The 14,662-nt window shown below is 70.7% G+C and carries 13 protein-coding genes; 6 read left to right on the top strand and 7 right to left on the bottom strand.

The features are described 5' to 3' along the window. The first annotated feature begins 33 nt into the window (after positions 1-33). Positions 34-1,155, top strand: a complete 1,122-nt coding sequence (locus ACFWE2_RS10965) for an ROK family protein (RefSeq protein ID WP_377224254.1) — start codon at positions 34-36, stop codon at positions 1,153-1,155. Positions 1,156-1,240: 85 nt separating this feature from the next. Here the strand turns inward: ACFWE2_RS10965 and ACFWE2_RS10960 are convergent, their stop codons facing one another. The 3 genes from ACFWE2_RS10960 to ACFWE2_RS10950 all read right to left on the bottom strand — a co-directional run bounded on the left by ACFWE2_RS10960 (position 1,241) and on the right by ACFWE2_RS10950 (position 6,851). Next, positions 1,241-4,288, bottom strand: a complete 3,048-nt coding sequence (locus ACFWE2_RS10960) for a family 16 glycoside hydrolase (RefSeq protein WP_377224253.1) — start codon at positions 4,286-4,288, stop codon at positions 1,241-1,243. A gap of 62 nt (positions 4,289-4,350) precedes the next feature. Continuing rightward, a complete protein-coding gene (locus ACFWE2_RS10955) occupies positions 4,351-5,763 on the bottom strand; it encodes a methyltransferase (protein WP_377224252.1) in 1,413 nt (470 codons plus the stop codon). After that, on the bottom strand, positions 5,760-6,851 hold the full coding sequence (locus tag ACFWE2_RS10950) for an SRPBCC family protein (protein ID WP_377224251.1): 1,092 nt from the start codon (positions 6,849-6,851) through the stop codon (positions 5,760-5,762). The genes ACFWE2_RS10955 and ACFWE2_RS10950 overlap by 4 nt, the downstream gene beginning before the upstream one ends. Before the next feature lie 151 nt (positions 6,852-7,002). Here ACFWE2_RS10950 and ACFWE2_RS10945 point away from each other — a divergent pair, with 151 nt between their 5' ends. Continuing rightward, a complete protein-coding gene (locus tag ACFWE2_RS10945) occupies positions 7,003-7,623 on the top strand; it encodes a TetR/AcrR family transcriptional regulator (protein ID WP_377224250.1) in 621 nt (206 codons plus the stop codon). Between the two features lie 6 nt (positions 7,624-7,629). On the opposite strand, the gene ACFWE2_RS10940 is transcribed toward ACFWE2_RS10945, so the two are convergent. From ACFWE2_RS10940 to ACFWE2_RS10930, 3 genes are read right to left on the bottom strand one after another with little or no spacing between them, the layout of a single operon-like run. Next, complete coding sequence (locus ACFWE2_RS10940) at positions 7,630-8,133, bottom strand: HAD family hydrolase (RefSeq protein ID WP_377224249.1); 504 nt, start codon at positions 8,131-8,133, stop codon at positions 7,630-7,632. Continuing rightward, positions 8,039-8,407, bottom strand: coding sequence for an HAD family hydrolase (locus tag ACFWE2_RS10935; RefSeq protein WP_377224262.1), 369 nt, complete (start codon positions 8,405-8,407; stop codon positions 8,039-8,041). Before ACFWE2_RS10935 ends, ACFWE2_RS10940 begins: the two co-directional genes overlap by 95 nt. A 56-nt stretch (positions 8,408-8,463) precedes the next feature. Further along, positions 8,464-8,817: a hypothetical protein gene (locus ACFWE2_RS10930; RefSeq protein WP_377224248.1), complete on the bottom strand. Its 354-nt coding sequence runs from the start codon at positions 8,815-8,817 to the stop codon at positions 8,464-8,466. Between the two features lie 139 nt (positions 8,818-8,956). Here ACFWE2_RS10930 and ACFWE2_RS10925 point away from each other — a divergent pair, with 139 nt between their 5' ends. From ACFWE2_RS10925 to ACFWE2_RS10915, 3 genes are read left to right on the top strand one after another with little or no spacing between them, the layout of a single operon-like run. After that, positions 8,957-9,157: a hypothetical protein gene (locus ACFWE2_RS10925; RefSeq protein ID WP_377224247.1), complete on the top strand. Its 201-nt coding sequence runs from the start codon at positions 8,957-8,959 to the stop codon at positions 9,155-9,157. Next, a complete protein-coding gene (locus ACFWE2_RS10920) occupies positions 9,112-9,675 on the top strand; it encodes a DUF6879 family protein (protein WP_377224261.1) in 564 nt (187 codons plus the stop codon). The genes ACFWE2_RS10925 and ACFWE2_RS10920 overlap by 46 nt, the downstream gene beginning before the upstream one ends. A 1-nt stretch (position 9,676) precedes the next feature. Beyond that, positions 9,677-10,501: a helix-turn-helix domain-containing protein gene (locus tag ACFWE2_RS10915; protein ID WP_377224246.1), complete on the top strand. Its 825-nt coding sequence runs from the start codon at positions 9,677-9,679 to the stop codon at positions 10,499-10,501. Positions 10,502-10,550: 49 nt separating this feature from the next. Here ACFWE2_RS10915 and ligA read toward each other — a convergent pair whose 3' ends face one another. Beyond that, a complete protein-coding gene (gene ligA, locus ACFWE2_RS10910) occupies positions 10,551-12,962 on the bottom strand; it encodes an NAD-dependent DNA ligase LigA (protein WP_377224245.1) in 2,412 nt (803 codons plus the stop codon). A gap of 156 nt (positions 12,963-13,118) precedes the next feature. On the opposite strand from ligA, the gene ACFWE2_RS10905 reads away from it, so the two are divergent. Further along, positions 13,119-14,624 (top strand): flavin-containing monooxygenase, encoded by a 1,506-nt coding sequence (locus ACFWE2_RS10905; RefSeq protein ID WP_377224244.1) that lies wholly within the window; start codon positions 13,119-13,121, stop codon positions 14,622-14,624. Positions 14,625-14,662: the final 38 nt, after the last annotated feature.

Raw genomic sequence — 14,662 nt, 5'->3', positions numbered from 1 at the left:
CAGCAGGCGCCCAAGGTCTCTGGAGCGGGCGACATGTTCCAGCTCTTGCGCGACGGACGGCCGCGCACGCGAGCCGATCTCGCGGCGGTGACGGGCCAGGCCCGCTCGACCGTCGCGGCACGCATCGACCTGCTCATGACGGCGGGGCTCATCGCTCCCGCGGGTGAGGCGACGTCCACCGGTGGCCGCCCGCCGGCGACCTTCGCGTTCGCGCCGTCCGCCCGGGTGGTGCTCGGCGTGGACCTCGGCGCGACGCACGCGCGCCTCGCCGTGACGGACCTCGCCTCCACGGTGCTCGCACACCGCGACCTGCCCCTGCTGATCACCGACGGGCCGGAGCCGGTGCTCGACCAGGTCGCGCGGACGGGCGCCGAGCTGCTGCAGGAGGCCGGCCGCTCCCCCGGCGAGCTCGCCGGGGTCGGCGTCGGCCTGCCCGGGCCGGTCGAGCACGCGACAGGCAAGCCGAACAACCCGCCGATCATGCCCGGCTGGGACAACGCCGACGTCCCCGGCATCCTCGGCGCGCGGTTCCACGCACCGGTGCTCGTGGACAACGACGTGAACATCATGGCCCTCGGCGAGCACCGCGTGGCCTGGCCCGGCGTCGACGACCTGCTGTTCGTGAAGGTCGCGACGGGTATCGGCGCCGGCATCATCGCCGACGGCGCCCTGCGGCGCGGTGCCCAGGGTTCGGCCGGCGACATCGGGCACGTCGCGGTGCCCGGCGTGACCGACGTCGTCTGCCGGTGCGGCAACATCGGCTGCCTCGAGGCGATCGCGAGCGGTCTGGCGGTCGCCAACAAGCTGGCGGGCGCCACGACGCCCGCGGACGTCGTGGCCATGGTGCGGTCCGGTGACGTCGCCGCGAGCCAGGCGGTGCGCCAGGCGGGCCGGGAGATCGGTGCGGTGCTCGCCACGAGCGTCAGCCTGCTCAACCCGTCGATGATCGTCATCGGCGGCATCCTGGCCGACGCCGGCGAGCACATAGTGGCCGGCATCCGCGAGGTCGTCTACCAGCGGTCCCTGCCCCTGGCGACGCAGCACCTGCGCATCGTCACCGCGCGAACCGGGCCGCAGGCCGGCGTCCTGGGCGCGAGCGCCATGGCGGTGGACCAGGCCCTCTCGTCGGAGGCGGTGGACCGCCTGGTGGCGTGAGCGCCCGCTCACGCCCGCTCGACAGACCCGTGCCCCTGACCCGGACGTACCTGGTACGCCGGATCAGGGGCACGGTCATGTTCGATCAGCTCGCGTTGCCCAGGTCCTTCACCCGGACGTCGCGGTAGTAGATCGTCTCCCCGCCGCCGTGGTTCTGGAGGCCCACGTACCCCTGAGCGAGGTCGCGCGCGGGGTCGGTGCTGTCGAAGTCGTTCACCAGCACCCCGTTGAGCAGGACCTTGATGTTCTGCCCCGCCACGCGGATCTCGTAGGAGTTCCACGAGCCGACGGGCTTCAGCGCCCGCTCCACCGCGTCCGGGTCCGCACCCTGGAAGGTGTAGATCGACCCGGTCGTGCGGTCGGGCTCGTCGCTCGCGTCCACCTGGATCTCGTAACCCTGGTTGACGGCGACCCACGGGTCGTTCCCCGGGTTCGGGAAGCCGACGAAGATGCCGCCGTTGTCGTCCTTCACGAGCTTCCAGTCCAGCTTGAGGCTGTACGCCCCCAGCTCCTGGCCCGTGTGCCAGAGCAGACCCATGCCGCCGGTGCTCCGGATCGAGCAGTCGGCCTGACGGCCGAACGAGCCGGCACCCGCCAGACGCCATCCGTCGAGGGACGTCATGGTGCCGTCGAACAGGGCGCGGTAGCCACGCTCGTACTTCTCGGGACGGCAGATGTCCTGGACACCGCCGACCGTGAGGACGTCGAGGTTGACGTTGCCGTCGTCATCGGCGTCGTAGCGCAGCGTGATGGTGTTGACACCCTTGCGCAGCGGCAGGTCGCGCGTCGCGGTCGCCCAGGTCTTCCAGTCGCCTGTCGACTCGAGCGCCCACGGCTCGACCTCCTGCCCGTTGACGAGCACCGACACCGTCTTGGTGCCCTGGAACGGGTTGGGCCCGTTCGAGTACCGCAGGCTCACGGGCTGGCTGCCACCGCGGCGGACGTCGGCCGTGAAGGTCGCCGAGGCGCCCACCTGACCGAACCCGGCGGTGAAGCCGGTGCCGGAGTAGCCGCTGTGCTCGGTGGCCACGTTCGCGCTGCCGCGCAGCGAGGCCTCCTCCGCCTCCAGGTACCCCTGCTCGGCCGGAGCCTTGTAGCCGGGGATCGCGTTGAGCGTGTACCAGGCCTCGGTGTTCCACAGCTCGCGGCCCTCGGCGTCCGCGAACGGGCGCGGGCTGCGCAGGTGCACCACGCGTCCCGGCTCGAGGCCGTCCACGGTGAGCGTCACCTTCGTGCGGTCGCGCGAGACCTTGGCGCCCGCGACGAACAGCGGCCGCTCGTCGACCTTCGGCCCGCCGTAGCTGCGGGTCGGCACGTAGCGCCAGTGGTCCATCCGGAACGCCGCGTTGGGGTCCTCGGCGATCTTCGCCACCGTCTCCGCGGAGAGCGGCTGGGTGTACTCGACCTCGAAGCCCTTCCTGGTGACCCGCATCTCGGTCATGTCGAAGGCGTCCTCACCGTTGGGCGTGAGCTTCTGCAGGCCGTAGCGCAGCTTGCCCGGCTCGCTCCAGTTGCCGCCCTCGCCGATGCCGCCGACGTACAGGGCGCCGTCGGGCCCGACGACGGTGCGGTTGACGCCCGCCTCCAGCCCTGCCGAGTGGCGGAACACAGCACCCTGGTACTCGCCCTCGACCTTCTCGAGGAAGCCGCGCTGGAGGCCGCCGTAGGTGACGTCGCCGAACACGAGCTGGCCCTCGTACGGGCCGTCCTCGAGCTGCACCGGGGCGCTCGGCGAGTTGCCGATCTCGTTCTGCGGCACCCAGAGGGCCGGGGCGGAGACGGGCTGGTCGTCGAACGGCCCGGCGGGGTTGGTGAAGTGGTTGAAGAACTTGCCCTGCTCGATGTGCACGAGCTTCGAGCTGGGCAGCCAGGCACCCTGGTTGTCCATCACGAAGAGCTCGCCGTCCGGGCCCTTGACCATGCCGTTCGGCGTGCGCAGGCCGCCCGCCACGTACTCGATCTCGCCGGTCTCGCGGTCGACCCGGATGGCCGTGCCGCGGTTCGGGGCCGGCTGCGGGTCCGTGGTGGCGCCGCCGTTGTTGATGGCGACCGACAGGTTGACGTAGAAGTAGTCGTCGTCGTGCAGCAGGCCGAAGGCGAACTCGTGGAAGTTGCCACCGAAGGGCCACTCGGCCACCGTGCGGTGGTCGTCGTAGAAGCCGTCCCCGTCGGGGTCGGTGAGCTCGGTGAGCTTGTCGCGCTCGGAGACGTAGATCGAGTCGTCGATCACGGCGATGCCCAGCGGGTTGAACAGGTCGGTGGCGACCTTCTCGTAGGTCACCTGGTCCTTCGAGGTCTCGCCGGTCACGTTGTCGAGCAGGAACACCTCACCCGGCTCCGGGTTCTCGACCCAGCCACCGGGGCTGACCGAGCCGGTCGTGAGCACGGCGAGGCGGTCGTCGTCGGTCCAGTCGAGGCCGGCGACCATGGGCTCGAAGCCTTCGGGCCGCAGGTCCGTCAGGCTGTAGCCGGGGTACACGGAGTCGAGGCGCATGCCGTCGCCCGCCGTGTCGTCCTGCCCCTCGCAGTACTTGGTACCCGGGGCGGTCACGCGCACGACGCCGGCCTCGGTGCTCAGGACCGACGACGGGACGACGACGAAGTCCGTAGTGCCCGGTGGGCGCCACTCGAGCCGCAGGATGTTGTCGTTGGTGTTGTCGAAGTACTCCACGCGCAGGTCGTGGAAGCCTGCCTCGAGGGCGACGGTGCCCTCCTTCGACTCCGCGCCGTGCAGGCCGTCGTTGTCGATCACCTCGGCGTCGTCGATCACGAGGCGCGAGCCGTCGTCGCTGGTGAGCCGGAACTCGTAGTTACCGGCGGACGGCACCGACAGGTTCGCGAGCGCGTGCGCGATGAAGCGCTCGCCCATGCCGAAGTCGGCCTCCGTCGAGTAGTCGATGGTCGGCTTGAGCTGGTCCACGTTCGGCGTCTGGCCGGAACGGAGCGTGCAGAGCTCGCTCAGGTCACGCGCCAGGTCGTAGGTCCGCAGGGTGACGCCGGGTTCCTGCGGCGGCAGATCATCCGCCGCCGACGCGGCGGGGACGGTTCCCGACAGCACCACCGCTGTCAGTGCTGCGGCAGTGGCGCCTGCGGCGGCCTGTCTCGCGCGGATTCTGGTTCCACGTTGTCTCATCAGTACTCCTCGGTCGGCGTTGACCCTGCGGGCTAGAACCTACGAGGGACTTCTGCCGGTAGTCAAGCAGAAGTTGTCACCCAATCACCATTAATGGCTCGATGGTCGGCGGCCGGCGTCGCGACCGTCCGGGGCAGCACCGCCGCTCCGGACGCGCAGGCGGCCTGGCGGGACGGGCGCGGCCCTGCCCCGAACGCGTCGGCGCCGAGCTGTCCGAAGTGGCGCACTCCGGGGAGGTCGAGCGCCCAGCCCGCGAGCGCCCAGCCGAGATGTACGTGCGTCAGTGCGCGGGCGACGGCGGCGACGCCGTGCGCGCGTACGGCGGGCGCACGTACGGCGGGCGCGCGTACGGCGGGCGCCTCGTAGGTGACGCGGTACAGGACCTCCGGGTGCTCGGCGGCCGGCCGGAGCTGGAGGTTGACCGGGCCGCGCCGTGCGAACCAGCGGGCGACGCCGGTGCACTCCACGCAGTCGGCGGCGATCCACAGCGTGGCGGCCGGGAGCACCGGCGCCGGACGCCACCGCGGCAGCCACGGCCGCACGGCGGCGCGGTACGCCTGGTACGACGGCCCGAACGCCTGCCTGAGCTGCTCTCCCTCGTGCCATTCGCCCAGCCCGGCCGAGTATCCGACGGCGACCAGGGTGCCGACGAGGAGTGCGGGCTCGCCGAAGGTCAGGGCGAGCACCGCGTACGAGGCGGCGACGGTGGCCTGCATCGGGTTGCGCAGGTACGCGTAGGGCCCGGAGGTGACCAGACGCGACGGCGGGTCGTACGGCAGCGGCGTGCCGTGCCCGACGGCGGCGAGCTCCTGCATCGCGGCCAGGCCCGGCAGGCAGGCGAGCAGCGTGAGCTGGACACCGATCGACGTGAGCGGTGCGGGCCAGCGCGGCTCGGGCGAGAGGGCGAGCACCGGCAGGGCGAGCAGCAGTCCGCCGGCCCAGACCGCCTGTGCCCATGCCCGGAGCACCACGTGCGTCCGGCGCAGGGTCCAGCGCGCCAGGAGCAGCGCAGGCACCAGGGCCGTCGCGACCCCCAGCACCTCGCCGGCCAGCCAGGCGTCACCGAGCACGACCACCGGCTCGCCGAGCGGCATGAGCGCCAGGTCGAGCCAGACGAGGGCGGCGGTCAGGAGCACGAGAACCCCGGCCCCCCTGCCCGGCCCGGTACGGAGCCGACTCAGGACCAGGGCGGGTACCGCTCCCCAGAGCAGCGACCAGCCGAGCCAGAGGTCCACGGGCACGCCGAACCAGACGGCGCCCGTCGCGTGGAACGTCCACCAGCCGAACGAGGAGGCCGCGACGTTCAGCGGCAGGAGCAGCAGCGCGGCCCACGCCGTCGCGGTGACGGCCGCACCGACGGCTCGCGAGCTCGGCGTCCGCCGGACGCAGAGGGCGACGACCATGAGCAGCGGCCCGGCCACCGCCGCCCCCCGCACGACTACCGCGGCCGTGCCCGGGTCGAGCGGGCCGGTCACGCGTCCGCCCGCTGGGCCGTGGCCGCGAACGTCTCGATCAGGTACTCGGCGGCCAGGCCTGACGCGTAGTGCTGGATCGGGCCGAAGTACCAGGAGGGGTCGAACGTGCGCGTGTACTCCAGCGCCCAGGTGACCCGGGTCCGGCCGGCGCCGGCCGCCTCCCACGTGACGTCAGCGGCGTGCAGGTCCATCCAGCGGGCAAGGGTCGTGTCGGAGATGACGTCGAGCCGCAGGTGACCTCCGTCGTCGGACACCTGGGACCGGGCGACGCGCAGCGACATCGCCCGCGGCGTCGTCCCCGCGTTGATCCCCAGGCCGCGCCGCGGGGTGAAGGTCACGTGCCGCTCGTCGCCCACCCGGAGCCCGTGCCCCGTGGCGGACACCGGCTCGGGGAACGGGACGGCGCGCAGGAACGGAGCCTCGAACTCCCCGTAGGTGGGCGGGGCGGCCAGGGCGGCGGCCACCTGCTCGGGCGTCGCCCGCACGACGACGGTCGCGACGCCGGCGTCCTGACGCGGCAGCAGGCTGAACCCGCCGATCCCCTCGGCCACGAGCACGAGGAGCAGCGGCGCCGCCGCGATCGCACGCCCCCGATGGCTGCGGGACTTCTGGACGATCCCGCCGACGAGCGCCGCGACGCCGTAGAACAGCGGCGCCGCGACGACCAGGCACACGATCCCCTCGTTCAGGAGCGGGCCCGCGAGCGCCAGCCCCACCGTCGTGGTCGCCAGGGCAGTACCGACGGCGCTCCTCGGCCGGGCGGTGAGGATCACGGTGAGGGCGATGACCGCCGGGATGCCCACGTAGAACAGGGCGGTCTGCTGCGCGCCCGCCGAGTCGAGGAGCTTGGCCACGAGCATGGCGGCGAACAGGGCGAGGGCGACCCCGGCCAGCAGGAGCCGTGCGCGGCGCGCCTCGGGCGCCAGCGGAGGGCGTGGGGCACGCGGCGGCTCGGGGTCGGCGTCCCACTCCGCACCGGGTCGCAGGTCCCGGCGGCCCTGTCGTTCCGCGTCGGGATCGATCTCCCTGGGCAGGTTCGTGGGCTTGGTGGCCGGCTGGTTCGTGGGCTGCTTCAAGGGCTGGTGCACGGCGTCCTCCGTGGTCGTCGCCCGGCGAGCCGCACGGGTCGTGGTCGCTCGACCGGGTCGATGTGATCGGTCGACTTGATCAGCCGATTTGATCGATCGCTTTAATCAGTTGATTAAAGCATATGATCAAGCGACGACGGAAGGAACGGTGATGGCCCAGACAGGGCGTGGGACGGCCGAGGACACACGGAGACGGCTGCTGGACGCGGCGGACCAGGTGCTGCGCGAGCAGGGTTATGCCGGGGCATCTGCCAGGTCCATCGCGACGGCGGCCGAGGCCAACTCGGCGCTGGTCTTCTACCACTTCGGGGGTGTCGACCAGCTCCTCCTGGCAGCGCTCGACCGCGCCACCGAGGAACGTATGGCGCTGCACCGCGCCACGGCGGCGAAGGCTCGGACGGTCGAGGAGCTGGTCGAGGCGGCGACCACCATCTACCGCACCGACCTGGAGCGCGGGTATCTCGCTCAGTTCGGCGAGCTCGTCGCGGCCGCCGTCACCAAGCCGGCGTTGCGGGCGGAGATCAGCGTGCGCGCAGAGCCCTGGATCGACTTCGTCGCCGAGCAGTGGGAGCGGGTCGTCGGCGGGACCCCGCTGGGCAAGCTCCTGCCCGCGCGCGACGTCGCGGACGCCGCGATCACGTTCTACCTGGGCGTGAACCTGTTCTCGGTGATCGACCCCGACCGGCAGCGCACCAACGGGGTCTTCGCCCTCGCCGCCCGGCTCGCACCGCAGGCGAAGCTGCTCACGATGCGGCTGCCGGGGCGGCGGTAGGTGGGCTCACGGCCGCCGCACCAGCAAGGAATGCAGGGCGCTTGCCACACCATGCTCGTCGATCGTCCCGGTAACCTCATCGGCCACCGCCTTGAGGGCGTCCGGCGCGTGCGCCATCGCAACAGCGTGGGCGGCCCACGCCAGTGCTTCGGCATCGTTCATCCCGTCACCGACGGCGACCGTGTCCTCGGGTGAGACGCCGAGGCCGGCACGGACCCTCTCCAAGGCGGTGGCCTTCGACAGGCCGGCCGGCGTGATGTCGAGCCACGTGTCGGTGACCGCATTGACTGTCACGCGGAGCGCCCGCAGTCGATCGACAACCGACAGGACACCGTTGCCCTGGAGGATCGTCCGAGCGGACGACATCAGTCTCAATGCGTCCCGGTCCACGATGCGCTGCGCGCCATTGACCTGCTCAGGTGGGAACAGGTGGTTCACCCAGTAGCCACTCCCGGTTTCCTCGACACCGGCCCGCACCCCGGGCAGAGCCGTCAGTGCGAGATCGACCACCGGACCCGACGTCGAACCGCAGCACCTGATCCAGCACGTACCCGACCGATGCCTCCGGGGTTAGCCGCGCCGTGACCGCGCCGTTCGAGGCGACCACCCACCCCCGGACGATCCCGAGCTGCCGGGCCACCGGCAGCACCCCCACGAGCGACCGACCGGAAGCAAGAACCACATGGTGACCCGCCGCCCGCACCCGCCGCACGGCCCGCACAGTGACCTCTGGCACTGGCTCACCGGTGCGCAGCAGCGTCCCATCGATATCGAGCGCGATCATGAGCGGCATCGAGCGCCTTCGGCCGTCCGGCCGTACTGCCCGGACCGCGATCATGTTCATGCGCTCAGCCATTCGACTGTCGAAGAACTGGTGGCAGGCACGACGGCGCAGACCGCGCCGACTCGGGCCAGGACGTCGGTCAGCGATCGATACCGTGCAGCCATGGGTGAGCCCTCTGGTAGAAGCATGCGAGCCGCACCGTAGTGGTCGGCGACCTCCAACAACTCGCTGAGAGTGACCGAGTCGTGCGGGTCCTCCACGACGTGCGCCAGGCTCATGCCCGCGATCGCGGCATGAGCCGCCAACACCTGGCGCTGTCGCCGGTGGTCCTCGTCCGAGACGGCGCTGACGTAGCCGACAGCGGTCGGTCTGGTAACGGTCGCGGGGTCGGCCTCGGTCTTGGTCGTCATAGGCATGAGCGTCCCATCACGCGGCCCCGAGCGGCGCGCAATTGCTCCTGCAGAAGCAATTGCGCGCCGGGCTTCGATGGTGCGTGCCACACTTCCCAGGAAGGTGTCTCCGCACCCACTGCCAACCCATGGAGGAACGATGGATATCGAGTTCATGTGGAAGGACGAGAACAGCAAGACCGGCAACTGCCCGGCGCTATACAAGGCTGAGGGCGGCTATGTCGTCCAGGGCGTCAAGCTCGATGACGCTACGCGGGCAAGCCTGCGCCAGCTGGCCGAGGACGAGGAAGGTGTATTCGTTCCGTCCAACGTGCTCGACCGTCTGCGGGGTGCCCTCTGAGCGGCCGGGAGATCACCGAGAAGGAGTTCGGCGAACTGCTCCGAGGCTTCGACTCGACGGCTTTCCGGCTGGAGCAGCAGCCGGTGTACGCGGTGGATCTCGACGAGTACTACGAGGTGTGGACGGCAGGTCGCACGGACGACCCTACCGAGGACCCGGCGTTCGTGGACTGGCTCGCCTATGTCAGCGCGCTGACAGCCGCCGGCCGGAGGATGGAGCGAGTGCGCGTCCAGCAGGATCCACCCTCGGACTACCACCGTTACGCCCGCTGGGTGGGTCGCTGGAACGTCAAGGCAGGTGAGGTCATCCACTACACAACCCGCGATCGCGCTGCCGAGGTCGGGCTTCTGCCCGCCGCTGGTGATGACGACTGGTGGCTCCTGGACGACAAGCGCCTGGTCGTCATGGAGTTCGACGCCGCTGGCGAGCTGACAAGAATCCGCTTGGTTACCGATGAGGCGTCTCTAGCACGCGCCCGGGCACATTGGGAGCTGGCATTGCGCGCCGTACGCTCCTGACATGCCCGGTCCCGATCACCTGCAGAACCTCGGCCGGCGTCTGCGTGCGCTGCGCGTAGGCGCCGGTCTGGCAGGCAAGGAACTGGCCGAGGCACTCGGGTGGCCCGCATCGAAGGTCTCTCGACTGGAGCTGGCCCGGCAGAACGCATCGCCGTCGGACATCAACGCGTGGGTCACCGCGACCGGTGCCAGCACGGACGAACGAACCCTGCTCCTCGGCCTGCTCGACCAAGCGCGCGAGGACCTGCGCACCTACCGGCAGCGAACCAGGCACGGGCAGGCCGCTGTCCAGGCCGGATACAACACGCTGGTCGAGCGATCCAGCCTACTGCGTGAGTTCCACACCACTGTCGTGCCCGGCATGCTGCAGACTCCGGACTATGCCCGTGCGATCCTGGCTGCGGCCTCACGAGCGCACGAGGTGCCGGTGCCGGACGTCGAGGTCGCCGTCGCGACACGTATGGAGCGTCAGCGGTACCTGTACACGCCGCGCCGGTTCGAGTTCGTTCTCGCGGAACCCGTGTTGCGCTGGGGCCTGGTCCCCAACGACGTCATGCGCGTCCAGATCGATCGCCTGCAGTCCGTGATCGGACTGCCCAATGTACGGCTCGGCGTGCTCCCGTTCGGCGCTACCGACGACGTCCCGACTCACATGTTCGAGATGTTCGATGACCTCGTCTGCGTCGAGACCGTCAGCCGCGAGCACCGCTACACCGGACCTGAGGCCGAGGTCTACACCAAGACCTTCGCCGACCTACAGAAGGTCTCGCTCACCGGTGAGGATGCCCGCCGCTTCCTGCTGCGCATCACCAACGAGCTCCCGTAACCCTGAGTCCAAGCACTACCGCGAAGCAGCCACTAAGCAGCAGAGAGGATCACAGCGCCTCCGGGCCGCCCTCCAGCAGCTTCTTGAAACCGTCCTCGTCCAGGGTCGGGATCTCCAGGGCCTCCGCCTTGGCCGCCTTCGTCCCCGCGTTCTCGCCCAGCACCACGTAGTCGGTCTTCTTCGAGACCGATCCGGACGCCTTGCCGCCCGCGGCGATGATGGCCTCCTTGGCGCCGTCGCGCGTGAAATCCTCGAGCGATCCGGTCACCACAACGGTCAGGCCGGCGAGCGGGCCGGTAGGCCCGGTGTCGGCCTCCGCCATCGCAGCGGGTCCGGGATGCCCCGGCGTGGCGAGCTCCACGCCCGCGGCACGCCAGGCCGCCAGGATGTCCTGGTGCCAGTCCACCGCGAGCCAGGCCTTGATCTCGGCGGCGATCACCGGGCCGACGCCGTCGACGGCGGCCAGCTCCTCCTGTGACGCGGCCTCGATGGCGTCCACCGAACCGAACCAGCCCGCGAGCGCCCGCGCCGCCACCGGTCCGACGTGCCGGATGTTCAGGGAGACGAGCTTGCGCCACAGCTCCTTCGTCTTGGCGCGCTCCAGCTCCTCCAGGAGCTTGGTCGCGCTGGCCGACGGCGCCCACTCGTCCAGGGTCTCGCCGGCCTCCTCGGCCGCGGCGCGCTGCGCCTTGCTGTACGACAGCTTGCGCCGGAACGGGGTCCGCCGGCGCGCGACGCCGTCGTCGTCCACCTTGGGCAGGCCGGTCTCCGCATCGCGGACCACTGCCTCGATGGGCAGGAGCTGGTCGAGCGTGAGCGAGAAGAGCTGGGCCTCGGTGACCAGCGGCGGCGTCTCCGGCACGTCCGGCTGTGTGAGCGCCGCGGCGGTGACCTCGCCGAGGACCTCGATGTCGAGGCCGCCGCGCGAACCGATGTGCTCGACGCGCCCACGCACCTGAGCCGGGCACGACTCCGCGTTCGGGCAGCGCAGGTCGACGTCGCCCTCCTTCATGGGGCGCAGGGGCGTGCCGCACTCCGGGCACTCCGCCGGCATGACGAAGTCTTCGCGCGGATAGCCGTCGTCGGCGAGGGCGGACACCGGCCCGACGATCTCCGGGATGACGTCACCTGCCTTGCGCAGCACCACGACGTCGCCGATACGCACGCCCTTGGCGCGCACCACGTCCTGGTTGTGCAGCGTCGCCTGACGCACCGTGGAGCCCGCGACCTTCACCGGCTCCATCACGGCGTACGGGGTGGCCCTGCCGGTACGGCCCACGCCGACCTGGATGGCGAGCAGGCGCGTGTTGACCTCCTCCGGCGGGTACTTGAACGCGATGGCCCAGCGCGGCGCGCGGCTGGTGGAACCCAGCCGGCGCTGCCGCGCGAGGGCGTCGACCTTGAGGACGATGCCGTCGAGCTCGTGCTCGATGTCGTGCCGGTGCTCGCGGAAGTACTCGATCATCTCGAGCGCCCCGTCCAGCCCGTCGACCACCCGGTTGTGCGGGGAGACCGGGATGCCCCACTGCTCGAACAGGGTGTACGCGTCGGACTGCCGCTCCAGCTCCGCGTGCTCGCCCTCCTGCCACTGCAGCGCGCCCACACCGTGCGCGTACATGCGCAGACCCTCCACCCGGGCGAGACCCGCCTCCAGCTCGAGCCCGTCCTTGTTCTCCAGCAGCTGCCGCAGGCCACCGGCCGCGGCGTTCCGCGGGTTGGCGAACTGGGGGAACCGGCGGAGCGCTGCGATGCGCGCCCGTTCGACGTCGAACTCCTTGCCGCCGGGGTTCCGCCCGGACCGTTCGCGGGCGTCCTCGACGGCTCGCTCGCGCAGCTCGGCCTGCAGCTCGTTGAGCCGCGTGAAGGTGGCGACCGGGATGAACACCTCGCCGCGCACCTCGACGACGTCGGGGTGCCCCTCGCCCGTGAGGGTCTGCGGAATCTCGGCGATCCGCAGCACGTTGCGGGTCACGTCCTCGCCGACTCGCCCGTCGCCGCGCGTGACGCCGCGCACCAGGCGCCCCTTCTCGTAGACGAGGGAGATCGCGAGGCCGTCGATCTTGACCTCGCACAGCAGCCCCGGACGGTCCGTACCGAGGTCACGGTTGACCTTCTCCGCCCACACCGCCAGCTCGTCGGTGCTGAACGCGTTGTCGAGCGAGAGCATGCGTTCGATGTGCTCCACCGTGACGAAGCCCGCCACCGCGGTGCCGCCGACGCTCTGCGTCGGTGACTCCGGCGTCACGAGGGCGGGGTGTGCCGCCTCGAGCTCCTCCAGCTCACGCAGCCGCATGTCGTAGTCGGCGTCCGACGACTTCGGTGCGTCGTTCTCGTAGTACGCCCGCCGGTCCTCCTCGATCCCGGCCACGAGCTCGGCCCACCGCCGCTGTGCGGTGGCCTCGTCGCTCGTGGCTTCTTCACGTTCCGGGATGCCTGTCGTCTCGCTCACAGACACAATCATGGACTGAACCACTGACATTCGAGTGGCGTGTCACCGTCCCCTGTTCCGAAAGGTCAGCCGACCTGGGCATTCGCCCCGATCGACCCCTATCGCACAGGGTCCGGCGCGACTACCATTCGTGAAAAATGCCGGAAATCTACTGAGAGCAGGGGCCCCTTGAAGATCGCCGTCGTCGGTGCCGGTTTCGCAGGACTGGCCACCGCGAAGATCCTCCGCGAGTTCGAGCACGACGTCACAGTCTTCGAGAAGGCGCCGGACGTCGGCGGGGTGTGGAGCGCGACCCGCCGGTACTCGGGCCTCCGAACGCAGAACAACAAGGACTCTTACGCCTTCTCGGACCTGCCGATGCCCCGGGACTACCCCGAGTGGCCCACCGGCGAGCAGGTCCAGGCCTACCTCGAGCGCTACGTCGCGAAGTTCGAGCTGCGCCCCGTCCTGCGGCTCGCCACCGAGGTCGTCCGCGCGGAGCTGACCGACGCGGAGGACGGCTGGATGATCACCGCACGGCGCATCGGCGCGCCGGTCTCCGCGCCCGAGCGGTTCGACCACTTGGTGGTCGCGAACGGGATCTTCTCCGACCCGGTCTTCCCGCAGTACGAGGGGTACGCCGACCTCGTCCGCGCCGGCGGCAAGCTCGTCGCCTCCAGCCAGCTCAACACGCTGGACGACGCCCGCGACAAGCACGTGGTGGTGGTCGGGTACGGCAAGTCGGCGTGCGACGTCGCCGCCGAGATCGGCCAGGTGGCCAAGTCCACCACCGTCGTCGCCCGGCGCCTGCTGTGGAAGATGCCCAAGCGCATCGCCAGCACCCTGAACATGAAGTACCTGCTGCTGTCCCGCCTCGGCGAGGCGCTGTTCCGCTACCAGGAGCTGGACAACGGCATGGAGCGGTTCCTGCACGGCCCCGGCGACAAGGTGCGCGCGAGCATGCTCTCGAGCATCGGATCCGTCGCGACCTGGCAGTTCAAGCTCAAGAAGCTCGGGCTGGTCCCGCACGGCGAGTTCGCCGACATCGCCAACAGCACGGTGTCGCTGTCCACCGACGGGTTCTACGAGCAGGTCGCCGACGGGACCATCAAGGTCCACCGCGACACGGAGATCGAGCGGTTCGAGGTCGAGGACGACCACCCTGTGGCCGTGCTGAGCGACGGCGCCCGGATCCCCGCCGAGCTCGTGGTCTGCGGTACCGGGTTCCACCAGCGCGTGCCGTTCCTCGACGACGCCATCGCCGCCCGCCTGGTGGACGACCAGGGCAACTACCAGCTCTACCGCCAGATCCTGCCCGAGGGCGTGCCGAACCTGACCTTCGCCGGCTACAACTCGTCGCTGTTCTCGCCGCTGTCCGCCGAGGCCGGCGCCATCTGGATCGCCGCGTACCTGGCCGGCGTCGTCGAGCTGCCGCCGATCGAGGAGCGGCGCAAGCACGTCGCGGAGCGCGTGGCCTGGATGGAGAAGCGCACGGGCGGCAAGCACGCCCGCGGCACCAACGTCATCCCGTTCTCGATGCACCAGATCGACGAGACGCTCGACGAGGCCGGCGTGAACATCAGCACCACCGCCCAGACCATCCAGTGGCTCCTGCCGATCAACCCGTCGGTCTACAAGAACGTCGTGCCGCGGCTCAAGGAGCGGGTCAAGGAGCGGGCGGCCGCGGAGTCCTGACACCCGCACGGAGGCCGGGCCTGTCGAGAGGCCTCGAC

This window comes from Promicromonospora sp. NPDC060271, from assembly GCF_042726755.1.
GTDB lineage: Bacteria > Actinomycetota > Actinomycetes > Actinomycetales > Cellulomonadaceae > Promicromonospora.
Note: the sequence above shows the minus strand (reverse complement) of the source record. Positions and strands in the feature narration are given on the sequence as shown.